The organism is Streptomyces sp. 891-h, from assembly GCF_022760275.1.
In the GTDB taxonomy this organism is placed as follows: Bacteria; Actinomycetota; Actinomycetes; order Streptomycetales; family Streptomycetaceae; genus Streptomyces; species Streptomyces spirodelae.
Genome location: NZ_CP050693.1, coordinates 2,435,731 through 2,460,149, shown reverse-complemented (window position 1 = coordinate 2,460,149; position 24,419 = coordinate 2,435,731). Strand labels below are relative to the sequence as shown.

Sequence of the window (24,419 nt, the reverse complement as noted above, 5' to 3'; positions counted from 1 at the left end):
CGAGACCCGGACGTTCGGTACTGCCGCCGCCTGCAGGCATTCGGACTCGCGGGCACGCTCGCGCGTGCCGCTCACCGTTGCGGGACAGTTCCGGACTCGCACCGGATTCCCCTGCGTCGGGGGCGACGGCCGTGAGACACCATACATGTTGTGGCCCCCCTGTGAGAGGGCCCCATATGTTGTGCCGTCGGCTACAGGGTGAGCGTGTAGGCCAGCAGGGTGACGCCCTCGATCGGCTGCCAGTCGCGGTCGGGGGCGCGCAGGAAGCCCAGCCGGGCGTAGAGGCGGTGTGCCGCGTGCATCGTCGGCAGAGTGGACAGGACGAGCCCGCTCAGCCCGAGGTCGCGGGCCCGCCCGATACAGGCCCGCACCAGTGCTTCACCGACACCCCGGCCCCGCGCCGACTGCCGTACGCCGAGCATCCGGAACTCGCCCTCACCGGCCCGGGCGCGCTCCGCGTAGCGCCCTCCCTCGCCGACGAAGGTGACGGTGCCCAGCAGCGCGCCCTGCGGGTCCTCGGCGACCAGCAGGTCGGCGTGGGCGGCGCGGCCGGCCGCGTCGCGGAGCGAGTTCAGATAGGGGTCGGAATCCCCGTGGGTCAGCAGTCCGCCGTCGAGGTAGGCGCGCGCCACCAGCTCCCCGGCCTGTGCGTACTCCTCGGGCCGTGCGGTTCTTACGGTGATGTCCATGGCCGCCATCATCCGGCACGGCACTGACAACGCCGGGGCGTCAGCCGTGCCCGGCGGACGTCAGCTCTGCCCGGCGGATCTCAGCAGCAGCGGAAGCCCTCGCGCGGATCGCCCTCCCGGGCGTCCGTGCGGCGGCGCTCGAACTCCTTCCGGGAGGGGACCGGGGCGTGGGGCCCCTGGTGCTGACGCACATGTGCCACATACCGGTCGTACGCGCTCTCGTCCGTGAACTCGCGCACGTACCAGCGCAGCCAGCGCCCGGCCCGCAGCAGGGGATCGACCGCCGCCCGCTTCGCGCCGTTCACCTGCTTCGCTCCGTTCACCGGGAGTCCTCTCCCGCCCCGCCGCCGGGCGCTCCGGCCGCGGCCGGCGCTGCCTCGTGCTCGGCCTTCTCCGCCTTCTCCTCCTTGGTGGCGATCAGTCCTGCGGGTTCGACCAGCTTGGACTTCTCGTAGGGCGCCTCGTGCATCCGGGTGCTCTCCGGGTTGCGCACCGCGCGTACACAGGTGCGCGCCGCGTCGGCGAGGACGACGATGACCAGGATCGCGAAGAGGGCCGACAGGACGCCGTCCACCGTGGAGTTGGTGACGACGGTGTGCATGTCGTCCATGTTCTTGGCGGGGGCGATGACCTTGCCCTGGTCGATGGCCTCCTGGTAGTTGGCGCGCTGCTGGAAGAAGCCGACCTTCGGGTCGGTGGAGAAGACCTTCTGCCAGCTCGCCGTGAGCGTGACGACGGCGTCCCACACCAGGGGAACGGCCGTGACCCAGGCCCACTTCAGCCGCCCGGACTTGACCAGCAGCGTCGTACAGACCGCCAGCGCTACCGCGGCCAGCAACTGGTTGGCGATGCCGAACAGCGGGAAGAGCTGGTTGATCCCGCCCAGCGGCTCGTGGACGCCGACCCACAGGAAGTAGCCCCACAGCGCGACGATGGCGGCGCTGGAGAAGAGCAGCCCCGGCCACCAGCTCACCCGGCGGAAGGGCTTGTAGACGTTGCCGAGCATGTCCTGGAGCATGAAGCGGCCCACGCGGGTGCCGGCGTCCAGGGCCGTCAGGATGAACAGCGCCTCGAACATGATGGCGAAGTGGTACCAGAACGCCTTCATCCCGGCGCCGCCGACGATCTCCGAGAAGATGTTGGAGACGCCGATGGCCAGGGTGGGCGCCCCGCCCGTACGGGAGAGCAGCGACTGCTCCTCGACGGCCTTGGCGGCGGCCGCCAGTTGGTCCGGGGTGATGGTGTACCCCAGGTGCCGTACCGCTTCCGAGGCCGCCTGCACGTTGTCGCCGATGACGCCGGCGGGCGCGTTCATCGCGAAGTAGAGCCCCGGGTCGATGATGCCGGCGGCGACCATCGCCATGATGGCGACGAACGACTCCATCAGCATGGAGCCGTAGCCGATCATCCGGATCTGGGTCTCCTTCTGGATCATCTTCGGCGTGGTGCCGGAGGAGATCAGCGCGTGGAAACCGGACAGGGCGCCGCAGGCGATGGTGATGAAGACGAACGGGAAGAGCGAGCCCGCGAAGACCGGTCCGTCACCGACGCCGGCGAAGTCGGTGATGCCCTCCATCTTCAGCGTCGGCATCGTCACCACGACGCCGATGGCCAGCAGCCCGATGGTGCCGATCTTCATGAACGTCGACAGATAGTCGCGCGGTGCCAGCAGCATCCACACCGGGAGGATGGAGGCGACGAAGCTGTAGACCAGAATCCAGATGACCAGCGTGCCGGGCTCCAGTGTGAAGGTGTCCGCCCAGGACGACTCGGCGACCCACCGCCCCGAGACCAGCGCGAGCAGCAGCAGCGCGATACCGATGAGGGAGACCTCGGTGACCCGCCCGGGGCGCAGCACCCGCAGGTAGAAGCCCATGAACAGGGCGATCGGGATGGTCATGCCGATGGAGAAGGTGCCCCAGGGCGACTCGGCCAGCGCGTTGACGACGACGAGCGCCAGCACGGCGAGCAGGATGATCATGATGGCGAGGACGGCGAGCAGCGCGGCGGCGCCGCCGATCGGCCCGATCTCCTCGCGCGCCATCTGCCCCAGCGACTTGCCGTCCCGGCGCAGGGAGAAGAACAGCGTCACCATGTCCTGTACGGCGCCGGCCAGGATCACGCCGACGACGATCCAGATGGTGCCCGGCAGATATCCCATCTGGGCCGCCAGCACCGGGCCGACCAGCGGTCCGGCGCCCGCGATGGCGGCGAAGTGGTGGCCGAGCAGCACCCGCCGGTCGGTGGGGTGGAAGTCGATGCCGTTGTCGAGCCGTTCGGCGGGCGTGGCCCGGGTCTTGTCGACACGGAGCACCCGGGTGGCGATGAAGCGCGCGTAGAAGCGGTAGCCGATGGCGTACGAGCCCAGCGCCGCGGCCACCATCCAGGCGGCGGAGATCTCCTCGCCGCGGGCGAGCGCCAGCATGCTCCACCCCGCCGCGCCGATCAGTGCGACGGCGGTCCAGACGGCTATGGACCGCGGACTGAGCCTGCCCGCTGGCTGTGCAGTGCTGCGCACGCGTTCCTCCTCGACCTCACCCGCGCCCCATGCGAGGTCGCGGGCACACCAAGACGGCAGGCCGACCGTAGAACAACCGCCTGATCAGCGCCATACCTCGGAACGGGTCAACCACGTTCCGCGACGGCGGTGGGTCCCCTCCCGGCGAAGCCGTCAGGAGGTGGGGCGCTGGAGGGTGGCCACGAACTTGTAGCGGTCACCGCGGTAGACCGAGCGGACCCACTCCACGGGCTCTCCCGCGGTGTCGCGGGAGTGCCGGGAGAGCATCAGCATCGGCAGGCCGACATCGGTGCCCAGCAGCCCGGCCTCGCGCGGGGTGGCCAGCGAGGTCTCGATCGTCTCCTCGGCCTCGGCCAGGTGGATGTCGTACACCTCGGCGAGTGCCGTGTAGAGGGAGGCGTACTTGACCAGGCTGCGCCGCAGCGCGGGGAACCGCTTCTGGGACAGATGGGTGGTCTCGATCGCCATGGGCTCGCCGCTGGCCAGCCGCAGCCGCTCGATGCGCAGGACGCGTCCGCCCGCGGGAATGTCCAGCAGCGCGGCGAGCCGGTCGTCGGCGGTGACGTAGCCGATGTCCAGCAGCTGCGATGTGGGTTCGAGGCCCTGGGCCCGCATGTCCTCCGTGTAGGAGGTCAGTTGCAGCGCCTGGGAGACCTTGGGCTTGGCGACGAAGGTGCCCTTGCCCTGGATGCGCTCCAGACGCCCCTCGACGACGAGTTCCTGGAGCGCCTGCCGGACCGTGGTGCGCGAGGTGTCGAACTCGCTGGCGAGCGTCCGCTCGGGCGGTACGGGGGTGCCGGGCGGCAGGGTCTCGGTCATCTCCAGCAAGTGCCGCTTCAGCCGGTAGTACTTGGGCACGCGCGCGGTGCGGGCCGCCGATCCGTTGCCGCCGGCGGTCTCGCTGTCCGCCGCGGCCGGCGCGACCGCGCCGCCCCCGTCCGTGCTCATGGCCCGCCTTCCCGACTCATGTCGTGCTGCCGTCACCGGCTTCCTCCGTGTACGTAGCGGCTCACATCGTGGCACGGCCCCGGTGTGGGCGGGCGCCCCAGCTCAGATGTCGTTCCGATAACGGAACCGACAGCGAGCTTTATACACCGTTGACACCCCTAAAGGTCTAGGCCAAGCTCTGCATGGATCTCATTGGTCTAAACCAACTCCGGGAAACTACGGGGGAACCTACTCCGGGTTTGCTGTGCGGAGCGTTCCAGTGTGCAGGGGAGAATGCTGTGGTACGCAGACAACGCCGACAAAGTCGTCAAAAGGGGCTCATAGCCGCGGCCGGTGTCGCCATGCTGGTGGTGAACGTCGCGGCCTGCGGGTCCGACGACGACAAGAAGGACGGGCCCGACAGCTTCAAGGGCCAGACCCTCACCCTCTGGGCGATGGACGGCTCCACGCCCAAGCAGTGGACCAAGGACGTCAAGGCCGCCTTCGAGAAGAAGACCGGGGCCAAGCTCAAGCTGGAAGTCCAGCAGTGGAACGGCATCCAGCAGAAGATCACCACCGCGCTCTCCGAGTCCGACCCGCCGGACGTGATCGAGGTCGGCAACACCCAGACCCCCGCATACGCCGCCACCGGCGGACTGGCCGACCTCAGTGACCTGAAGAAGGGGGTCGGCAAGGACTGGACGCCCTCCCTCAACAAGTCCGCGGTCTACGACGGAAAGCAGTACGCGGCCCCCTGGTTCGCCGTCAACCGCACGGTGATCTACAACAAGAAGATCTGGGCCGAGGCGGGTATCAAGGGCACGCCCAAGACGCGCCAGGAATTCTTCGACGCGCTGGAGAAGATCGAGAAGAAGACCGACGCCGAGCCGCTCTACATGCCGGGCCAGAACTGGTACTTCCTGGACGGTCTGATCATCGGTCAGAACGCCGACCTGGTGAAGAAGAAGGGCGGCAAGTGGGTCTCCAACCTCGCCGATCCCAAGGTCGGCAAGGCCATGGAGATCTACAAGAAGTACGCCTCCTACTCCAAGGCCCCCAAGGACAAGGACGAGGCCACCCCGCAGCAGGCCGAGGTCTTCGCCAAGGGCAGGACCGGCGCCTTCATCGGGCTCAGCTGGGAGGCGGCCACCGCGATCGAGGCCAACAAGAAGCTCGAGAAGGACATCGGCTACTTCACCATTCCGGGTGAGACCGCGGGCAAGCCCGAGGGCGTCTTCCTCGGCGGCTCCAACCTCGCGGTCGCCGCGGGCAGCGAAAAGCAGGAACTCGCCAAGGAATTCCTGAAGATCGCGCTGTCCGACAAGTTCGAGGGCGCCATGGCGAAGGAGAGCGGGGTCATCCCCAACAAGACCGCGCTGCAGAGCAATCTCAAGGGCAACCCCGCGGCGGAGGCCGCCGCGCCGGCCGTCGAGAACGGGGGACTGACACCCCTGATCCCCGAGTGGGGCGCGGTGGAGAACCCGCCCAACCCGATCAAGACCTATATGACGTCGGTGCTGAACGGGAAATCGCACGACACCGCGGCCAAGGCTGTCGAGGACGAGATGAACAAGAGGCTCTCTCAGAAGCAGTGAGAGCGCCGTCCGCTGGTGCGGGGTCCGGTGATCGGGCGGGCGCGGCTGCGGCTGTACCCGCCCTCCACCGGACTCCGTCCGGGGGTGCCCCCACGCCCGCCGGGCGGGCCGAGCGCCCACGACCTTGGAGCATTGATGTCTGTGCAGACCCGCGAGGCACCGCCTCGGGAGAGAAGGCCCGCAGCGGCGCCGGGGACCCCGGGGCCGCGGCCGGGGGAGGGGCGCCGTGCCGGTAAGGCCACGCTGCCGTACCTCCTGCTGCTGCCCGCCCTCGCGCTGACTGCCGTCTTCCTCGGGTATCCGCTGGTCACCAACGGCATGTTGTCGTTCCAGAACCTCAACATGACCCAGCTGATCCAGCACGTCACCGAGTGGAACGGATTCGCCAACTACACCGACACGCTCAGCAACGAGACGTTCTGGCGGGTCACGCTGCGGTCGGTGATCTTCACGGCGGTCAACGTCGTCGTGATCATTGTCGTCGGCACCCTCGTCGGACTGCTGCTGGCCCGCCTCGGGCCCAAGATGCGGCTGCTGCTGTCGGTCGGGCTGGTGCTCGCCTGGGCGATGCCGATCATCGCCGCCACCACTGTCTACCAGTGGCTGTTCGCGCAGCGGTTCGGCGTCGTCAACTGGGTGCTGGCCGAGCTCGGCTTCGAGTCGATGGCGGACTACAACTGGACGGGGACCCAGCTGTCCACGTTCTTCGTCATCTCGCTGCTGCTCGTGTGGACCTCGGTCCCCTTCGTGGCGATCAACCTCTACGCGGCGACGACGACCATCGCCAAGGAGCTGTACGAGGCCGCGGCGCTGGACGGCGCGGGGGCGTGGCAGAGCTTCAAGAGCGTCACCTTCCCGTTTCTCAAGCCCTTCTTGCTGGTGGCGACGTTCCTCGAAATCATCTGGATCTTCAAGGCGTTCCCGCACGTCTTCGCGATCAACGAGGGCGGCCCGGAAAGGCTGACCGAGACACTGCCCGTCTACGCGTTCGTGGAAGGCGTCGGCGGCCAGCACTACGGCACGGGCGCGGCGATCTCCGTCCTCACCATCCTCATCCTGCTGGCCCTGATGGCGTACTACCTGCGCCTCGTGCTGCGGCAGGAAGACACCGACGAGACCGGGAACGACGGGGAGAAGGCCTGATGCGACGGTCACTGCTGGGCCGGATATGGCCGAACGCCACCGCGCTGGTGCTGTTCGTGGGGTTCGCCTTCCCCGTCTACTGGATGTTCAACACGGCGTTCAAGCCCAACGGGCAGATCATCAGCGAGACGCCAGTCTGGTTCCCCACCTCGCCGACTCTCGACCACTTCGAAACAGCCGTCGAGGCCGAGAACTTCTGGACGCTGGTACGCAACTCCGTCACCGTCACGGTGCTCGCCGTCGGCTTCTCGCTGGTCGTCGCGCTCTTCGCCGCCTTCGCGCTGGCCCGGATGCGGTTCAGGGGGCGCAAGGGCATCGTCCTGACCTTCATGGTCGCCCAGATGGCGCCCTGGGAGGTGATGGTCATCGCGATCTACATGATCGTCCGCGACGCCGACATGCTCAACAGCCTGGTGCCGCTGACGCTCTTCTACACCGTCATGGTGCTGCCGCTGACCATCATCACCCTGCGCGGCTATGTCGCCGCCGTGCCCAAGGACCTGGAGGAGTCGGCCATGGTGGACGGCTGCACCCGGCTCCAGGCCTTCCGCCGGGTCATCTTCCCGCTGCTGGCACCAGGGCTGATGGCCACCTCGCTGTTCGGTTTCATCACGGCGTGGAACGAGTTCCCCCTGGTCCTCATCCTCAACAAGGACGACCAGGCACAGACGCTGCCGCTGTGGCTGTCGAAGTTCCAGACCGCCTTCGGCGACGACTGGGGTGCCACGATGGCGGCAGCGTCACTCTTCGCCGTCCCGATCCTGCTGCTCTTCCTCTACCTCCAGCGCAAGGCAGTGGCCGGCCTCACCTCCGGCGCGGTGAAGGGATGACCGGCGGTGACGGCACGCCGCGCGACACCGTTGCCGCAACCCCAGGGCACACCAGTGAAGTGAAGGGACACCGCGCCGCATGACCACTTCAGTACGAGCGTCCGACACCCTCACCCGCGACGCCCTCGCCGTCCTCCAGCCCGGCTTCGCCGGGACCTCGGCACCCAGCTGGCTGCTGCGGCAGCTGGACGAAGGGCTCGCCTCGGTCGGCCTGTTCGGACGCAACATCGACTCACCCGAACAACTCGCCCTGCTCACCGAGCAGCTGCGCGACGTACGCCCGGAGCTGCTGGTCGCCATCGACGAGGAGGGCGGCGATGTGACCCGGCTGGAGGCCAGGGGCGGCTCCTCCTACCCGGGCAACCTCGCCCTCGGCCATATCGACGACCCCGACCTCACCCGTGCCGTCGCCCACGAGCTGGGCAGCAGGCTGGCCGCCGCCGGGGTCAACCTCAACTGGGCACCGTCGGCCGACGTCAACTCCAACCCGGACAACCCCGTCATCGGCGTACGGTCCTTCGGCGGCGACCCCGCGCTCGTCGCCCGGCACACCGTCGCCTACGTCGAGGGGCTCCAGGCGGCCGGCGTCGCGGCCTGCGTCAAGCACTTCCCCGGGCACGGCGACACCGCCGTCGACTCGCACCACGCCATGCCCCGGATCGACGCCGACCTGGAGACCCTCAGAGCCCGCGAGCTGGTGCCCTTCGCGGCGGCGATCGAGGCGGGCAGCAAGTGCGTGATGAGCGCCCACATCCTGCTGCCGGCCCTCGACGAGGCCCGCCCCGGGACCCTCAGCCCCGCCGCGCTGACCGGCCTGCTGCGGGCGCCGCGCGGCGAGGGCGGACTCGGCCATCAGGGGCTCATCGTCACCGACGGCATGGAGATGCGGGCCATCTCCGCCACCTACGGCCTCGAACGCGGCAGCGTGCTCGCGCTCGCCGCCGGGGCCGACGCGATCTGCGTGGGTGGCGGGCTGGCCGGTGAGGACACCGTGCTGCGGCTCCGCGACGCGCTGGTGAGCGCCGTACGCGACGGCGAGCTGACGGAGGAACGGCTCGCTGACGCCGCAGCACGGGTACGCGGCCTCGCCGCGTGGGCGCGGGGGGTGCGGCGGTCGGACACGGGGGGTCTGGCCGACCCCGCCCTTCGCGCCTCAACGCCCGCCGGCGGCATCGGACTGGAGGCGGCGCGGCGCGCGCTGGTCGTGACCGGGCTGGAGAGCTACCGGCGCCCCTCCGGACCGCTGTATGTCGCGGCGCTCACCACGGTCGCCAACATCGCGGTCGGGGACGAGACGCCATGGGGGCCCGCCGCCGAGCTGGAACGGATGGTTCCGGGCACCCGGACGGGCACCTACGGCAGCGCCGACGGTGACGTGGGCGCCGCGGTGCTCGCGGACGCGGGGGAGCGGCCCGTGGTCGTGGTCGTCCGCGATCTGCACCGGCACCCGTGGATGGCCGAAGCGGTGGCGCGGCTGGTGGCCGCGCGCCAGGACACGGTGGTGGTCGAGATGGGTCTTCCCCAGGCCGCACCGCAGGGTGCGCTGCACATCGCGACCCACGGCGCGGCCAGGGTCTGCGGGCGCGCGGCGGCCGAAGTCATCGCCCGGGGGTGAGACTCCCCGCCCACCCCTCTCCTGTCCCGCCACGAGTCGCCACCAAGGGGTGGGCGGGGGCAAATCCGGCCGTATCCACCAGGCCGTAGGATCGAACCGCGACCCACACACGCACCCACCCCCGGAGGGACCCGCATGTCCTCGAACGCCCCGTCCGCACCGGGCACCATCATGTCCGGCGAGATGGCCGAGCAGCCCGCCGTGCTGCGCCGCATCCTGGACGAGGGCGCCCCGGCCATCCGCGAGGTCGCCGAGCGGATCGCCGCGAAGAACCCCCGCTTCGTCCTGCTGACGGCGCGCGGCACCTCCGACAACGCGGCGCTGTACGCGAAGTACCTGCTGGAGATCCAGCTGGGCAAGCCGTGCGGGCTGACCTCCATGTCGACGACCACCGCCTACGGCGCGCAGCCGGACCTGACCGACTGCCTGGTCATCACCATCAGCCAGTCCGGCGGCAGCCCCGACCTGGTGGCCTCCACCGAGGCGGCCCGCGAGGCGGGTGCGATCACGCTGGCGGTCACCAACAACGCCGACTCGCCGCTCGCGCAGGTCAGCGAGTTCCACATCGACGTACTGGCCGGCCCGGAGAAGGCGCTGCCCGCCACCAAGACCTACACCGCCGAACTGCTGGCGCTCCACCTGTTCGTGGACGGCCTGCGCGGCGGCAACGGCAACGGCGTCGAGGCCGCCAAGGAGCTGCCCGAGCTGGCCGAGGCCGTGCTGGCCCGCAAGGACGAGGTCAAGGCGCTCGCGGCGCGCTACCGGTTCGCCGAGCGGATGGTGCTCACCTCCCGCGGCTACGGCTACCCGACGGCGAAGGAAGCCGCGCTGAAGCTGATGGAGACCAGCTACATCCCGGCGCTCTCCTACTCCGGGGCCGACCTGCTGCACGGGCCGCTGGCCATGGTGGACAACATCTCCCCGGTGATCGCCGTGGTCGCGGACGGCAAGGGCGGCGAGGCGCTGCAGCCGGTCCTGGAGCGGCTCCGGGACCGCGGGGCCGACCTGGTGGTCATCGGCCGCCAGACGGAGGTGGAGCGGGCCTCCGCCGGGTTCGCGCTGCCCACCGAGGGCCTGCTGGAGGAGCTCCAGCCCATCGTGCAGATCCTGCCGCTCCAGATGCTCGCGTACGAGGTCACCATGGCGCGCGGCCAGGACCCGGACGCGCCGCGCTCGCTGGCCAAGGTCACCGAGACCCGCTGAGAGGGGCGGTCCCATGGGACAGGTGAGCATGGCGCGGGCGACCACCCTCGAAGGGCTGGTCGAGCAGCTGATCGACGTCGGCGCCACCGCCGTGCGGCGCGGCTTCGTACTGGCCAGCGGCGGCAACCTGTCGGCCCGGCTGCCAGGCCGTGAGGAGTTCGTCGTCACGGGCAAGGGCACCTGGCTGGACCGGCTGGCGCCCGAGGACTTCACGGTGATGAACCTGGCGGGCGAGATCGTCGGCGGCAACCCCGAGCCCTCCAGCGAGTGGAAGCTGCACCAGCGCACCTACCGGGTGCGCGGCGACGCCAACGCGATCGTCCATATGCACCCGCAGCACGCGGTGCTGGTCGACGCGCTGGGCCACGAGATCAGGCTGCTGACGCTCGACCACGCGGTGTACGTACGCTCCGTCGGCCGTACCGACTTCTACCCGAACGGGTCCGACGAGCTGGCCGACACCGCAGCCGAGCAGGCCAAGGAGCACAACTGCGTGCTGCTGGCCCACCACGGCTGCTCGGCGCTGGGGGAGGACGTCGGCATGGCCTTCCGGCGGGCGATGAACCTGGAGGAGGCGGCCACGGCCACCTACCGCGCCCTGCTGCTGGGGGACCGTACGACCCGCTTCCCGGTGGACGCGGACGAGGCGATCCAGCACGCCTGAGGCTCCGGGCCCGCCGGGCTCCCCGGCCCGCCACGGCTCCGAAAACACTTCGGGCCGCGGCGCCGGAGCGGGACCCTCAACCCGCCCGGCACCGCAGCCCGGAGCTACAAGGCCCGGGCGCTGTCAGGGCAGAGAGCGTCGCGGGCCTCGATCTGCCCTCCTGTGCGGGGAGGGCAGAAGTTCTTCCGGGAGGATTCTGGACTAGACCACGGCCGTCTGTCTACGGATCGCGCGGTTCTGCTCCTCGATTCTCCACCAGGCCGCGACCGGCGTTCGCGCGGCCCCCGGCCTGTCGTACCCTCGGCCCCGTGCCCTCCATGAACGACCTCGTACGCCAGCACACCGCCCTGACCGACGTGGAGCTGGAGTGGCTGCACCTGCTGGTCTCCGAGTGGCAGCTGCTGGCCGATCTCTCCTTCGCCGATCTCGTGCTGTGGGTGCCCACCCTGGACGGCACCCGGTATGTCTCGGTCGCCCAGATGCGGCCGAACACCGGCCCCACCTCGCACCAGGACGACATGGTCGGCCACCTGGTGCCCCGGGGCCGCCGCCCGCTGCTGGACGCCGCGCTGGACGAGGGCAGGATCGTGCGGGAGGGCGACCCGGAGTGGCGCGAGGAGGTGCCGGTGCGGGTCGAGTCCATCCCCGTCCGGCGCGAGGGCCGGGTGCTGGGCGTCATCGCTCGCAACACCAACCTGCTGACCGTCCGCACCCCCAGCAGGCTGGAGCTGACCTATCTGCAGAGCGCCTCCGACCTCGCCCAGATGATCGCGGCCGGCAGCTTCCCGTTCCACGGGCACCAGGTGGACATGGACCACGTGCCGCGGGTCGGCGACGGGCTGATCCGGCTGGACGCCGAGGGGCATGTGCAGTACGCCAGCCCCAACGCGCTGTCCGCCTACCACCGGCTGGGCCTGGCCACCGATCTGGTCGGCCTGCACCTGGGCGAGGCCACCGCCGAACTGGCGCCGTCCCGGGGCCCGGTGCACGAGGCGATGGTCAAGCTCGCCAGTGGCTGGGCGCCGCGCGGCGCGGAGGTCGAGGCCAACGACTGCATCGTGCAGTTGCGCGCCATCCCGCTCAAACCCAAGGGCACCCGCATCGGTTCGCTCATCCTGCTGCGCGACATCACAGAAGTGCGCCGCCGCGAGCGCGAGCTGATCACCAAGGACGCCACCATCCGGGAGATCCACCACCGGGTGAAGAACAACCTCCAGACGGTGGCGGCGCTGCTGCGCCTCCAGGCCCGCAGGATGGACTCCGACCGGGGCAGGGAGGCGCTGGAGGAGGCGGTGCGGCGGGTCGGCTCCATCGCCATCGTGCACGAGACGCTGTCCCAGAACCTGGACGAGCGCGTGGACTTCGACGAGATCGCCGACCGGGTGCTGGCGATGGTGGCCGAGATCTCCCCCGGCCGCGTCACCGGACGCCGTACGGGCCGCTTCGGCATCCTCGGCGCCGAGGTCGCCACCCCGCTGTCCATGGTGCTCACCGAAGTCCTGCAGAACGCCATCGAGCACGGGTTCGGCCCCGGCCGGCAGGGGTCCATCGAGGTCCACGCCGTGCGCGGAGTGGCAGCCGGGCAGGACGAGGCGCGGCTGCTGGTCACGGTGCAGGACGACGGCCGGGGCCTGCCGGAGGACTTCGACGCCAAGAGCGGTGGCAACCTGGGGCTCCAGATCGTCCGCACCCTGGTGGAGGGTGAGTTGGGCGGCACCTTCGACATGCTCCCCGGCGCCGAGAAGGGCACCCGGGTGCTCTTCGACCTGCCGGTGGCGGCGGAGAAACCGGCGCGCGCCGACAACCGCTGACGCCGGCCCGCCACGCGGTACGAGTCGTTCCGTACGGGTCCGGCAGACGAAAGAGCGCCGAGCACCCGGTCCTTGGGCGAAGGACGGGTGCTCGGCGCTCGATGTTCTGCGGTTACGCGCTCCGAGGGCGCTGCGCGCTGCGTCTCGGGGGGTGCAGCTGGTGCAGGGCTGGGTGTCAGGCGGTCGCGGCGTTGTTCCGCGCCCGGTTGCGGGCGGCACGGCGCTTCATCGCGCGGCGCTCGTCCTCGCTGAGACCACCCCAGACACCGGAGTCCTGACCCGACTCCAGAGCCCACTGCAGGCACTGCTCCATGACGGGGCAGCGGCGGCAGACGGCCTTGGCTTCCTCGATCTGCAGCAGCGCAGGACCGGTGTTGCCGATGGGGAAGAACAGCTCGGGGTCTTCCTCGCGGCAAACGGCGTGGTGACGCCAGTCCATGGCTGCTACCTCTCCTCGTGTGTGGCTTCGTTGCTTGTGAATGTGAACGCTTTCACGAATCCCTCGACGGGGGAAGTGGGGCCTCACAAATGTGATGCGGGTCCCACAGGAGTCAAAGGAAGGGATTCCGGCTCTCAAGGGGGCCCGATGGCGGGGCCGTCCCGATCGCCATGAAGAGACTCGCAAACCTCGGCGGCGGATACAACCCCTTCCGGAAACTTTTTTTTGAATCCTTGGTGTCGACTAGCTCACAGCCGTCATTCGAGGGGGTGGACCCTGGCCTAAACGTTCGAGTGGAAGGACTTTCGCCCCTTCCACTTACACAATCACACGCAGTGCACGCCGTACGCCTGTGAAGCTCACGCTCGTACGCAGTCCCAGGTGGTCACCGTCCATCTGAAACGGCAGCGGCGCCTGCGAATGCAAGGTGAAGCGGGTGAGGTCGTGGAGGGTGACCGCATGCTTGCCGCGGGGCCCGCGCTCCGGGCTGGAGGTCAGCAGCTGGGTGCCGTAACGGCTCACCGCCGCCGGCGTCAGTCTGCGCAGTCCCAGCACGTCGAGGCCGGTGTCGAAGGAGGCGGCCGGCGCCGCGTAGAGCGGCTTGTTCCCCAGGTAGGACCACGGAGCCGTGTTGCACACGATCGACAGCGCCAGCTCGTCGACCGGCTCCGCGTCCTCGCGCTCCAGCGTGATCGTCCCCTTGCGGCGGTGCGGCTCGTTGAGGAACTGCCGCACCACCTGGCGCACATAGAGCGGGTGCGTGGACCGCTTGCCGCGCTCCCGCTGCTGTTCGACCCGCCCGATCACCCCGGCGTCGAACCCCAGCCCTGCCGTGAAGGTGAACCAGCGGTCGGGGATCTCGGCGTCGTCGGTGCCCGGCACGCCGCCCGCGATGCCCAGCCCGATGGTTCTCTCCGAGCGCGCCTCCAGCGCGTCCAGCAGATGGCCTGTCGCCTCCACCACGTCGTTGGGCATGCCCAGCGCGCGTGCGAACACATTGGTGGAGCCGCCCGGCACCACGGCCAGCCGCGGCAGCCGCTCGGGGTCGGGCCCGTCGTGCAGCAGCCCGTTGACCACCTCGTTGACCGTGCCGTCCCCGCCCAGCGCGATCACCAGCTCGGCGGCGCCGCCCTGCGCGGCCTGGCGAGCGAGGTCCCTGGCGTGGCCCCGGTACTGGGTGGTGGCCACCTCCAGCTTGAGATCGCTGGCGAGCGCGTGCGCCAGCACGTCACGGGTCCGAGCGCTGGTGGTGGTGGCTGCCGGGTTGACCACGAGTAGTGCGCGCATGGAGTGAGCGTACCTACCGCGGGGTACACGGCCCAGCCCAGCCGGTGGCCGGACAGCTAGGCTGCGAGGGTGAGCCGGAGCGGGACCGAGACGGAGACCAAAGAGGCGATGGAGACGCAGACGAGGGCGCCAGGGCCGCGCCGGATCGTGGCCGCCGCCGTGCTGACCGGCGTCGAAGGGCTGATCGTCGCCGCGTTCGGGATCGTCTCCCTCGTGATGCTGATCACCGGGCGGCCCGACGGCATGACGCAGGCGGCCACGCTCGCGGTGACCGTACTCGCGCTGTCCGCGCTGCCGCTGGCCGCAGCGCGCGGGCTGTGGCTGAGGCGCCGCTGGAGCCGGGGCCCCGCGATGATCGTCCAGCTCATCGCGCTGCCCGTGGCGTGGCAGATGGCGCAGAACGGGGGCGGGCTGCTGGCCGCCGCCGTCGCGCTGGCGCTGGCCGCCCTCACCGTGCTGGCGGCCCTGGTGAACCCGAAGACGGCCGAGGCCCTGGGGATCGGCCAGAGATGAGCGCCCCTGCCCCCGAGGGGCAGGGGCGGGTCACTCCTCGACCAGCAGGCGGTCCCGCAGCTGGGCCAGGGTCCTGGCGAGCAGCCTGGAGACGTGCATCTGGGAGATGCCCACTTCCTGGGCGATCTGCGACTGGGTCATGTTGCCGAAGAACCGCAGCAGCAGGATCTTCTTCTCCCGCGGCGGCAGCTCCTCCAGCAGGGGCTTGAGGGATTCCCGGTACTCGACGCCCTCCAGTGCGTCGTCCTCGGCGCCGAGGGTGTCGGCGACGGCGGGGGACTCGTCGTCGGTGTCGGGCACGTCCAGCGACAGGGTGCTGTAGGCGTTCGCCGATTCCAGGCCCTCCAGGACCTCTTCCTCGGAGATCGACAGCCGCTGGGCCAGCTCGTGCACGGTCGGCGCGCGGCCGTGCTGCTGGGAGAGCTCGGCGGTCGCGGAGGTGAGGGAGAGCCTCAGCTCCTGGAGGCGGCGGGGCACGCGCACGGCCCAGCCCTTGTCGCGGAAGTGGCGCTTGATCTCGCCGACGACCGTGGGTGTCGCGTACGTCGAGAACTCGACGCCGCGCTCGGGATCGAAGCGGTCCACCGACTTGATGAGACCGATCGTCGCGACCTGCGTCAGGTCGTCCAGCGGCTCGCCGCGGTTGCGGAAGCGGCGGGCCAGGTGCTCGACGAGCGGCAGATGCATACGCACCAGGTGGTTGCGCAGCTCCGCGCGCTCGGGACCGTCGGGCAGCTTGCGCAGTTCGATGAAGAGCGCGCGCGCACTGCCGCGCTCGGCCGGATCGAATCCGCGGGATTCGCCCGGGCCGCCGGGGCCCGCGGCCCGCTCCCGCCGCTCGTGCTGCTGCTGGTCCATAGCGTCCGCCCGCTCTGCCTGCTTGGGTCGCTGCATGCTGGGGTCGGCCGGGTGCGGCCGGGGCTGTTGTTCGGGAATGCCCCGGGCGACCGCCCCCGGGCGGCCTGACCACATCTGACTTGCCTCGTGCTCGGTCACGATGCTCCGGGCCCCGCACCGCGCTTCTTGTGCAGGCTGATGCTGACAGTACGGTCATCCGACACTGCTGAACCCACCTCACCGGCCAGGGCCGAGAGCACCGTCCACGCGAAGGTGTCGCGCTCGGGAGCACGGCCATCGGTCGTCGGCGCCGAGACGGTGACGTGCAGCGAGTCGCCGACGAGCTGGAAGACACAACTGAGTACGGAGCCGGGGACGGCCTGCTGGAGCAGGATCGCGCACGCCTCGTCCACAGCGATCCGCAGATCCTCGATCTCGTCGAGGGTGAAGTCCAAGCGGGCCGCGAGCCCGGCGGTGGCCGTCCGCAGCACCGACAGATAGGCACCCGCCGCCGGCAGCCGGACCTCGACGAAGTCCTGCGACGCGGGCTCGCCTGCGATCTGGGACACCCTCACCTCCAAGGTGGCACGAGCCGGTTGGGCCTCGCGGGCCGAAGCGGCTGTTGGTTCGTTTTCGTCAGTGACGCTACCGCGATCCGTGTCACGATGCCGCACGCATCGATCACTGCCGCCTCATTCGCGAGCGTCACCCATAGTAAACATATGGGCACTGTCTGTGGCTAGGGGTTGGAGGTCTCAAATCCTCCGCGATTACGCTGCGTTGGCCTTATGGGGTCAGCGCGAGCCGTTCGCCCGGGTTGTTCCCCGGACTCCGGCGGCCACCCTCCGTGCCCGGTGGTCGGGCGCCAAGGTGTCGCTGGAAGGGCCTGTCATGTCAGTACCCGTCACCTGATGCGTTCATAGCCCCTTACGGCACACCCTCCGACAAGGGCCGAAACCAGCCCCTGTGAGCGACCCCGGGATGGGCCTGAGTGGCCTGAGGGGTGCGATAGGTAACTACTGAGCGTCACACGGGCGGGGGGAGCGGTGAGTTGATGAGCGCGGAGAGTAACGAATATTCTCACTCTGTGTCACGGGTCTCCGGGTTGGCGCCGCCCCGTCACAACGGCCGTCACCGTGCTGCCCCGGGGGAAGACGCCCTCTGCCGCGAGCCGGGTGAGGGCGAACAGCAGCTTGGCGACATAGATCTCATCCAGCGCGGGCAGCCCGTGGCGCTCGGCGAAGTCCGCCGCGAAGTCGGACAGCTCGGCGCTCACCTTCGCGTAGCCGCCACCGTGGAGACGTTCCTCCAGCCACCAGTCGCCCCGCGGCCCGCCGAAGGTCTCCCGCTGCAGCCGCGCGACCTCCCCGGTGAGGAACCCGCCCTTCAGCACAGCCACTCCCAAACCGCGCTGACCTGCGGAAAGACCCGCCGCCATCCCGGCGAGGGTGCCGCCGGTGCCACAGGCGACGGCCGCCACATCGGTGCGCCCGCGCAGCTCCTCGCCCAGCAGGGCGCACCCGCGTACGGCCGCGGCGTTGCTGCCGCCCTCGGGCACGACGGCGCACGCGCCGAAGCGGCCGCGCAGCTCCTCGTGGAAGGCCGGATCGGCGCGGCGGCGGTAGTCGGCACGCGAGACGAAGTGCAGCAGCATCCCGTCCTGGGTGCAGCGGGCCAGGGAGGGGTTGAGCGGCCGGTCCGCCAGCTCGTCCCCGCGCACCACTCCGACGGTGCGCAGCCCGAGCAGCCGCCCGGCCGCGGCGGTGGCGCGCAGATGGTTGGAGTAGGCCCCGCCGAAGGTCAGCAGTCGACGGTGACTGGTCTCGGCCACCGACCGCAGGTTAGGGGCGAGTTTCCGCCATTTGTTACCGGGGAGTGCGGGATGTATGAGGTCGTCGCGCTTGAGGAGGAGCCGCAGCCCCCGGCGGGCGAACCGCTCGTCGTGGACCTCCTGGAGCGGCGAGGGCAGCCGGGGGCTCAGCGGGGCGAGGGGGTCCCGGGGGTCGGACTGAGGCGGCACCGTTCCATTGTGGTCCAGGAGTGCCGGGTGCCGCCCGGGGTCTCACCTGAGGCGCTCGGCGATCCGCTCCCGCATGGCGTCCATGGTGAACCCGCGCGGGTCGTTCTTCTGGTCCGTCCACTCCAGGTGGCCGATGACCGAGCGGGCGCCCCAGCCGTGGTGGCGGCACAGCGCTGCCGCGGCCCGTTCGATCGCGTCCAGCTGCTCGTCGGGCCAGGGGTCCTTCCCGTCTCCGAGGTTCTCGCACTCGAAGCCGTAGAAGTACCGGTTCCCGTCGGTGTTCTGCTGGTTCGGCCCGGGCAGGTCGCGCTCGGCGATGACGGCGCGCAGCACGTCGTCATCGCCGGAGCCCGCGTGGTTGGCCCGGCCGTGACCGGTCAGATGGACGGTGCCGTCCTTGGTGACACAGCCGTGGGCGAGGGGGCCCGGCAGCTCGGGACGGCCGTCGTAGATCAGGTCGACCGTCTCGGCCGAGCCGCTGGTGACCGTGTGGTGGATCACGATGCCGTGCACCGGGCCCCACGGCCCCTGCTGGTTGCGGTTGTGGTTGCGCCAGTCGCGCACCTCCTCGACCTTCACGCCCTCCTTCTTGAGGGCCTGGAGGAAAGCGGTCGCGGTGATGGGTGTGGCCATGCTCGCCCCCGTCTGCCGGGTGTCCGGTCTCCGGTGGCGCCGCCGCTGCCGGAGTGTGCCCAGGCTCATACCCGCTGCCGGGCTGTTTCTAGCCGCCCGGCTGCCCACCCGCCGGGGGGCTCGCCGCCACGAGGAGGGAGCGCACCCGGCTCTCGCGCGCGTACGGGCGCAGCAGCCCCGGTATCCGGGAGCGGGCCGCGACCACCCGGCCCGAGCGCACATGCGCCGACACCTCGAGGAAGTCGCGCCAGGTGGCGCACGCCTCCTCCAGTCGCCCGCGGGAGAGCAGCAGTTCGGCGAGCTCGGCCTGGCACAGGGCGCGGGTGCGGCGCTCCTGCGCCGGGCGGGAGTGGAGGGAGGCGCGCAGATCACGGATGGCGCCCTCGCGGTCCCCGAGTGCGGCCCGTACCTGGCTGGACTGGTACAGCAGGGCCGCGCCCTGGTACGTGCCCACCGGCTCGCCGCTCGGGCTCTCGGGACCCGTCGTCAGATCCACCGGAGCGCGCGCCAGTTGGCGCTCGGCGCGGCCCAGCGCGTCCAGCGCCCGGTCCCGCGCGCCGCACGCCGCGTCGGCCACGGCCAGCCCCGCGTACAGGAACGCGCGGGCCGAGGGGTCGGTGTCGGCCGGTGCCGCCGCCAGGGCCGCCTCGGCGAGCGCCAGACTGGCGCGTGGATGTCCCAGTTGGTGTGCCTGTGAGCTGAGCGCGCGACGGGCCAGCGCCACACCCTCCGGATCGGCAGCCTCCTCGGCGAGTTCGGCCGCCGTCAGAAAGGCGCGCTGGGCGAGTCCGTGCCGGTGTTCGTCGGCGTAGACCCGGGCCAGCAGATAGCTGAGCCGCGCGGCACCCGCCTGCATCCCCCGGTGGTGCACACCCTCCTCACCGCGCCGCAGGGTGCGGACGAGACCGGAGAGGTAGGCGGCGAGGGACGTACGGATGTGACCGCCGCCGTGCCGGTCGGCCTGAAGCGCGAAGAACCGCGCGTGCTCATGGACCGAGGCCACCTCGCCGGGCCCCGGGCTGCTCACCGGGCGCGAGCCGCGTGCCGTGCAGGTGTTGCGCGCGCCGGGGAGCGGGGCGGGTGTGGGGGCGCCCTCCGCGCGCCGGCCCCCGGGGACACGCCCGCCCCCGGGAGGGCGCTCACCTTCGGCGGATTGCCCGCCCCCGGAGGGGCGGACCGTCTCGGCCAGCAGCCGCAGGGTGTACGGGGCCGGGGGAGGGGCGTCCGCGCGGGGCGGCGGGACCACCGGCGCGGTGAGCGCGGTGAGCTGGTCGGCCGGGTGGGAGGGGGTGCCGAACTCGCGGTGCGGCAGGGGGTCGCGGGCGTGCCCGGTCTCGGAGCTGTCCGCCGAGTGCGCGCGGCCCGCGCCCGGTTGCCGTCGGTGTGCGTCGCTGTCGGAGGCGTCGTCGTCCTCCGGCTCGGACTCGGTTCTGGGGGAGCCCCAGCCGCCGCGCGGGCGGGCCGCCGCGCCGGTGCGCCCGCCGCGCGTACCGTTCATGCCCAGATCCGCCACCGTGATCCGGCGGCCGAGGCGACGGGAGAGCGCCTCCGCCATGAGGTACCGGACGCGGGGGTCGGGACGGCTGCCGCGCAGCCAGTGCGCGACTGAAGTTCTGTCGTACCGAAGGTGTATGCCGACCTCGGCGCCCAGACGAGCCAGCGCCCTCGCGAACGCCGCCTGCGTCCACTCGCTCTCCTCCAGCAGCGCGCGCAGTTCACGGTTGGGGGTGCGGCTGCGGGACCCGGAGCTCGGGTGCGCCGTGACACGGGCGGGGTCAGCGGGACTCATGGTCGTTCCCGGGGTGGAACCTGATGGGATCGTTCACCGTTCTGCCTCATTTCCGGAATCGAGTGATGTCTTTCCGTAGCTCTCCGTGTGCTGGATGTGCTGTCATGCACGCGGACGGTTTCAGGTAAGCGCATCGCTCGCGGCTTCGGGAGCATGTGCCGGGTGCACGACTGCGTGGTGCTTTCACACCCCGTGTGAAAGCAGGTCCGTTACTCTGCGAAACAACACGTTGGACCCGACGGAGGGCGGCATGGAGCCCAACAGCCAACTGGACGCGCTCCTTGACCAGGCAGGGATGTCCCGTGCCGGTCTTGCGGCGAGAATCAATCGATTAGGCAACCAAGCAGGAATAACCCTGCGTTACGACCACACGGCCGTGGCGCGCTGGCTCAAGGGGCAGCGTCCGCGCGGCAGGGTCCCCGAGTTGATCTGCGAGATCCTCGGCCGCCAACTCGGCAGGACCCTCACCCTCAGTGACATCGGTATGGATGTCACGGCAGCCCGGTCCTCGGCGGCCCCGCTCGGCACCGAAGAGGCGGCACTGGGCCGGTTCGTGGAGCGCGCCGCCTCGATGTGGCGCTCCGACCAGGTGCACAGCGACTGGCCCGGCCCCTCCCTGCTGACCGGCGCCGCAGCCGTCGCACCCGTATGGGAATGGGAGAACCCGCCCGAGGACCGGGACGTCTCGCACGCGGGCGGCCCCGAGGTCACCGCGGCCGATGTGGGCGTGCTGCACGCGGCGCGCGGCCACTACGAGCACCTGTACCGCAACGCCGGCGGGGTCGCCACCCGGGCCCGCGTCGTCGGCTTCCTCAACGGCGAGGTCGCCCCCCTGCTGCGCGGCAGCTACAACGACACCACGGGCCGCCAACTGTGCCGCGCCGCGGGCTCGCTGGCCGCCATCAGCGGCATCTGCGCCTACGACGCCGACGCGCAGGGGCTGGCCCAGCGCTACTTCCACCAGGCGCTACGACTGGGCAAGGCGTCCGGAGACCTGCTCTTCGGCGGCTATGTGGTCGCCCTCCTCGTCAACCAGGCGCTCTTCCTCGGCGACACCCGGCACGCGCTCGCCTGCGCACAGGCCGTGCTCCGCACCACGGGAGGGCATCTCAGCCCCGCGCTCGCCACGGATGTGTACGCGATGCAGGCCAGCGCGTACGCACGGCTGGGCGACCGGCGCCACGCGCACGACTGCATGCGCCGGGCCGAGGCGTACTCCGAGCGCATCCGCGCCGAGGAGGAGCCCGAGGAGACCAGCTACGTCCAACCGGGCCTGGTCGAGGTGCGGTTGGCCGAGGCGCTGATCCTCCTGGGAGAGCTGTCGGCGGCTGCCCGGTACGCCCAGGAGGCGGCACGTGCGCCCGCGCACGTCCGCGGCCGCGTCAACCGACTCGCCACCCTCACCGACGTGGCACTGCACGCGGGCGAGCCGGAGCGCGCCGCCGTCACCGCGGCGGAGATGGTGGACACCGCGCAGGGCATCGAGTCGCAGCGGCTGCGCGGGCGCATGCGCAGGGTCAGAAAGCGCCTTGAACAGCACCCCGGGACTTCAGCGGTCGAGGCCGCGAAGCTCATCGAGGAATCGCTGAGCGTGCCGTTCTGAGCCGGGGCGCGCGGAGTGCCTCTGTCAGTGGGAGCGCACGACATGCTGGGATGTGCCCAACCTCCGTCGGGAAGGGGGCACATACGTGCGATGGAAGAACCTGGGTGAACACACTGTGTACGAGAACCAGTGGCTTCGGGTGAATCTCGCCGACGTGGAACTGCCCAACGGGCAGCACCTCGATCACTACTTGATCCGGCTGCGGCCCGTCGCCGTGGCGACCGCCGTCAACGAGCGCAACGAGGTGCTGCTGCTGTGGCGGCACCGCTTCATCACGGACAGCTGGGGGTGGGAACTGGCGGCCGGTGTCGTCGAGGAGGGCGAGGACCTCGTCACGGCGGCGGCGCGGGAGATGGTGGAGGAGACGGGCTGGCGGCCCGGCCCGCTCCGCCACCTGATGACGGTCGAGCCCTCCAACGGGCTGACCGACGCCCGGCACCACATCTACTGGTCACCGAGCGCCGAGTACGTGGGGCCGCCCGAGGACGACTTCGAGTCCGAGAAACGCGAGTGGGTACCGCTCAAGGAGGTGCCCGACCTCATCGCCGCGGGACAGGTCCCCGCGGCGAACATGGCGGCGGCGCTGCTGATGCTGCACCGCGTCCGCTTCGGTTAGGCGGCGGCTCAGCTCTTGAGGAAGCCGTCACCGTTCTGCGCCACGTGCTCCTGGACGGCCGCCAGGGCGCGCTGGACCTCCTGGGCCGAGCCCGTGCCGTTCTGCTCCGCGTAGTAGGCGGCGCCCAGCCGGCGCAGCAGGTCGTTGCCCGCACGCTGGGCCTGGACCTCTTCCATCTTCTCCTTGCCCTGCGCGATGCCCCGCTGAGCCTGCTCCTTGGCGCGGTCGAGAAAGCCTGCCATGGTCCTGCCTCCGTCGTATGCGGCTGTTACCGGCCGGGTCGGCTCCGGTACACCGCTCAACGTATGCCGTGATCAGCGGGTTCCCCGTGCCGCACGGCGGGGCACGAGCCGCAGGTCAGACCATTTTCACACGATCGCCCGAGGGCAGCCGGCGCGGCGTTCGTGACCGGCGTCGGCGGCTCCGCAGTCCCAGGCGGCGCGGACGGCGGTGTCGGTGGGCACCGTTACGGTTGTCCGGTGAGCGCACAGCCGAAGGCAGAGGCCGGGACCGTCAGCTGGGACGAGGGTGGTCGGCGGCGTACTGCCGTATGGCGGTCGGAGAGCGGGGCGCGGCCGCCGCGCCGGACAGCGGTGGCCGACGACAGGATGGCCGCCGACATCGCCTACAAGCTCGTCTGCGAGGGCACCGCGCTGCTGTGGCGCGGCGATTACCACGGCGCCCGGCAACTGCTGGCCGCGCTCGGCCGGCGCGTCGACCGCAAGCCGCCCAAGCAGGGCGCCACGCCCCGCGAGAGCTTCCACCTCTACCGGCAGGCACGCTCCCGTCGGGCCCGGGTGCTGGGCATGCTGCTGGTCCCGCTGGAGGCCGCGCCCGGCGGCTCGTACGCGGTGCCGCTGCGGCGCGCGCCCGATGTGGGCCCGGCCTGCGTCGCGGCGTACGGACCCTCGGGCGCCGCCGGCGAGCTGGAGCTGGTGTCGCTGCGCGAGTTGCAGGGCGTGCTGGGCGCGTACGAGTGGTGGCGCAAGGGCGTGACCGTCGACGCGCTGGGCGGCGAGCGCATCCACCCGTACCACGGGGTCTTCTCGCCGGTGCGCGGCGAGTACGTCGACCTGGTGGCGCAGGCCCCGCTGCCCGCACGGGAGGCCGCCCGGCTGGTCGCCTTCGACATCGGGACCGGCACGGGCGTCCTCGCCGCTGTGCTCGCCCGGCGCGGGGTGGGCCGGGTGGTCGCCACGGATGTGGGGGAGCGGGCGCTGGCCTGCGCGCGGGAGAACGTGACGCGGCTCGGGGTGGCCGGGGAGGTGGAGGTCGTCCACGCCGATCTGTTCCCGTCCGAGGAGGCCGGGCAGGCGGACCTCGCCGTGTGCAACCCGCCCTGGCTGCCCGCCAAGCCGACCTCCGTGCTGGAACAGGCCGTCTACGACCCCGACAGCCGTATGCTGCGCGGCTTCCTCACGGGCCTCGCCGGACGGCTCGCACCCGGCGGGGAGGGCTGGCTGATCCTCTCCGATCTGGCCGAACACCTGGGGCTGCGCCCCCGGGAGCAGCTTCTGGACTGGATCGAGGGCGCGGGCCTGCGGGTCGTCGGTCACCTGGACGCGCGCCCCCGGCACGGCAGGGCGGGCGATCCGGAAGCGCCCCTGCACGCCGCGAGAGCCGCGGAGACGACCCGGCTGTGGCGGCTGGGCCGGGCCGGGGACTGACTGACTGAGCGGGAGGGCTC

23 protein-coding genes and 1 riboswitch are annotated in these 24,419 nt (G+C 71.0%); of the genes, 11 read left to right on the top strand and 12 right to left on the bottom strand.

Going from position 1 to position 24,419, the window contains the following annotated elements:
• Positions 1 to 13 precede the first annotated feature (13 nt).
• A riboswitch (cobalamin riboswitch) is annotated at positions 14 to 146 on the bottom strand.
• 45 nt (positions 147 to 191) lie between these two features.
• The 4 genes from HC362_RS10425 to HC362_RS10410 form a co-directional block, all read right to left on the bottom strand.
• Positions 192 to 689 carry a GNAT family N-acetyltransferase gene (locus HC362_RS10425; protein ID WP_243083670.1) on the bottom strand — a complete coding sequence of 166 codons (498 nt, stop codon included), beginning with the start codon at positions 687 to 689 and terminating at the stop codon, positions 192 to 194.
• An 80-nt stretch (positions 690 to 769) separates the two neighbouring features.
• The gene (locus HC362_RS10420; RefSeq protein WP_243083668.1) at positions 770 to 1,012 is read right to left on the bottom strand and encodes a YbdD/YjiX family protein; all 243 of its coding nucleotides are present in this window, start codon (positions 1,010 to 1,012) and stop codon (positions 770 to 772) included.
• A complete protein-coding gene (locus HC362_RS10415) occupies positions 1,009 to 3,114 on the bottom strand; it encodes a carbon starvation CstA family protein (protein WP_243088475.1) in 2,106 nt (701 codons plus the stop codon). The genes HC362_RS10420 and HC362_RS10415 overlap by 4 nt, the downstream gene beginning before the upstream one ends.
• A 246-nt stretch (positions 3,115 to 3,360) precedes the next feature.
• Positions 3,361 to 4,155: a GntR family transcriptional regulator gene (locus HC362_RS10410; RefSeq protein WP_243083666.1), complete on the bottom strand. Its 795-nt coding sequence runs from the start codon at positions 4,153 to 4,155 to the stop codon at positions 3,361 to 3,363.
• Between the two features lie 341 nt (positions 4,156 to 4,496).
• Between HC362_RS10410 and HC362_RS10405 the strand changes: the two genes are divergently transcribed.
• From HC362_RS10405 to HC362_RS10375, 7 genes are all read left to right on the top strand, one after another.
• Positions 4,497 to 5,729, top strand: coding sequence for an extracellular solute-binding protein (locus tag HC362_RS10405; RefSeq protein ID WP_243083665.1), 1,233 nt, complete (start codon positions 4,497 to 4,499; stop codon positions 5,727 to 5,729).
• A gap of 135 nt (positions 5,730 to 5,864) precedes the next feature.
• Positions 5,865 to 6,872: a sugar ABC transporter permease gene (locus HC362_RS10400; protein ID WP_243083663.1), complete on the top strand. Its 1,008-nt coding sequence runs from the start codon at positions 5,865 to 5,867 to the stop codon at positions 6,870 to 6,872.
• Complete coding sequence (locus HC362_RS10395; RefSeq protein ID WP_243083661.1) at positions 6,872 to 7,702, top strand: carbohydrate ABC transporter permease; 831 nt, start codon at positions 6,872 to 6,874, stop codon at positions 7,700 to 7,702. Before HC362_RS10400 ends, HC362_RS10395 begins: the two co-directional genes overlap by 1 nt.
• 79 nt (positions 7,703 to 7,781) lie before the next feature.
• Positions 7,782 to 9,317: a glycoside hydrolase family 3 N-terminal domain-containing protein gene (locus HC362_RS10390; protein ID WP_243083659.1), complete on the top strand. Its 1,536-nt coding sequence runs from the start codon at positions 7,782 to 7,784 to the stop codon at positions 9,315 to 9,317.
• A gap of 135 nt (positions 9,318 to 9,452) precedes the next feature.
• Entirely contained in the window at positions 9,453 to 10,520 is a 1,068-nt protein-coding gene (locus HC362_RS10385; protein ID WP_243083657.1) for an SIS domain-containing protein, read from the top strand.
• A gap of 13 nt (positions 10,521 to 10,533) precedes the next feature.
• Positions 10,534 to 11,184, top strand: a complete 651-nt coding sequence (locus tag HC362_RS10380) for a class II aldolase/adducin family protein (protein WP_243083656.1) — start codon at positions 10,534 to 10,536, stop codon at positions 11,182 to 11,184.
• A gap of 317 nt (positions 11,185 to 11,501) precedes the next feature.
• Positions 11,502 to 12,995: a PAS domain-containing sensor histidine kinase gene (locus HC362_RS10375; protein ID WP_243088474.1), complete on the top strand. Its 1,494-nt coding sequence runs from the start codon at positions 11,502 to 11,504 to the stop codon at positions 12,993 to 12,995.
• Positions 12,996 to 13,170: 175 nt separating this feature from the next.
• Here HC362_RS10375 and HC362_RS10370 read toward each other — a convergent pair whose 3' ends face one another.
• Together HC362_RS10370 and HC362_RS10365 are read right to left on the bottom strand one after the other, a co-directional pair.
• Positions 13,171 to 13,434, bottom strand: coding sequence for a WhiB family transcriptional regulator (locus tag HC362_RS10370; protein ID WP_016469673.1), 264 nt, complete (start codon positions 13,432 to 13,434; stop codon positions 13,171 to 13,173).
• Between the two features lie 318 nt (positions 13,435 to 13,752).
• On the bottom strand, positions 13,753 to 14,721 hold the full coding sequence (locus tag HC362_RS10365) for a diacylglycerol kinase family protein (RefSeq protein WP_243083654.1): 969 nt from the start codon (positions 14,719 to 14,721) through the stop codon (positions 13,753 to 13,755).
• Between the two features lie 108 nt (positions 14,722 to 14,829).
• On the opposite strand from HC362_RS10365, the gene HC362_RS10360 reads away from it, so the two are divergent.
• The gene (locus HC362_RS10360; RefSeq protein WP_243088472.1) at positions 14,830 to 15,234 is read left to right on the top strand and encodes a hypothetical protein; all 405 of its coding nucleotides are present in this window, start codon (positions 14,830 to 14,832) and stop codon (positions 15,232 to 15,234) included.
• Between the two features lie 30 nt (positions 15,235 to 15,264).
• Here the strand turns inward: HC362_RS10360 and HC362_RS10355 are convergent, their stop codons facing one another.
• From HC362_RS10355 to HC362_RS10335, 5 genes are all read right to left on the bottom strand, one after another.
• A complete protein-coding gene (locus HC362_RS10355) occupies positions 15,265 to 16,206 on the bottom strand; it encodes an RNA polymerase sigma factor SigF (protein WP_209265819.1) in 942 nt (313 codons plus the stop codon).
• Positions 16,207 to 16,226: 20 nt separating this feature from the next.
• A complete protein-coding gene (locus HC362_RS10350; RefSeq protein WP_019354516.1) occupies positions 16,227 to 16,640 on the bottom strand; it encodes an anti-sigma regulatory factor in 414 nt (137 codons plus the stop codon).
• A gap of 521 nt (positions 16,641 to 17,161) precedes the next feature.
• Complete coding sequence (locus HC362_RS10345; RefSeq protein WP_243083652.1) at positions 17,162 to 18,091, bottom strand: pyridoxal-phosphate dependent enzyme; 930 nt, start codon at positions 18,089 to 18,091, stop codon at positions 17,162 to 17,164.
• Between the two features lie 42 nt (positions 18,092 to 18,133).
• Positions 18,134 to 18,724, bottom strand: a complete 591-nt coding sequence (locus HC362_RS10340) for a peptidoglycan recognition family protein (RefSeq protein WP_243088471.1) — start codon at positions 18,722 to 18,724, stop codon at positions 18,134 to 18,136.
• An 88-nt stretch (positions 18,725 to 18,812) separates the two neighbouring features.
• Complete coding sequence (locus HC362_RS10335) at positions 18,813 to 20,513, bottom strand: hypothetical protein (protein WP_243088943.1); 1,701 nt, start codon at positions 20,511 to 20,513, stop codon at positions 18,813 to 18,815.
• 250 nt (positions 20,514 to 20,763) lie between these two features.
• On the opposite strand from HC362_RS10335, the gene HC362_RS10330 reads away from it, so the two are divergent.
• Together HC362_RS10330 and HC362_RS10325 are read left to right on the top strand one after the other, a co-directional pair.
• Positions 20,764 to 22,116 (top strand): transcriptional regulator, encoded by a 1,353-nt coding sequence (locus HC362_RS10330; RefSeq protein WP_243083650.1) that lies wholly within the window; start codon positions 20,764 to 20,766, stop codon positions 22,114 to 22,116.
• A gap of 85 nt (positions 22,117 to 22,201) precedes the next feature.
• Positions 22,202 to 22,732: an NUDIX hydrolase gene (locus HC362_RS10325; RefSeq protein ID WP_243083648.1), complete on the top strand. Its 531-nt coding sequence runs from the start codon at positions 22,202 to 22,204 to the stop codon at positions 22,730 to 22,732.
• Between the two features lie 8 nt (positions 22,733 to 22,740).
• Here HC362_RS10325 and HC362_RS10320 read toward each other — a convergent pair whose 3' ends face one another.
• A complete protein-coding gene (locus HC362_RS10320) occupies positions 22,741 to 22,974 on the bottom strand; it encodes a hypothetical protein (protein WP_209265713.1) in 234 nt (77 codons plus the stop codon).
• Positions 22,975 to 23,211: 237 nt separating this feature from the next.
• Between HC362_RS10320 and HC362_RS10315 the strand changes: the two genes are divergently transcribed.
• The gene (locus tag HC362_RS10315; protein ID WP_243083647.1) at positions 23,212 to 24,399 is read left to right on the top strand and encodes a class I SAM-dependent methyltransferase; all 1,188 of its coding nucleotides are present in this window, start codon (positions 23,212 to 23,214) and stop codon (positions 24,397 to 24,399) included.
• Positions 24,400 to 24,419 lie beyond the last annotated feature (20 nt).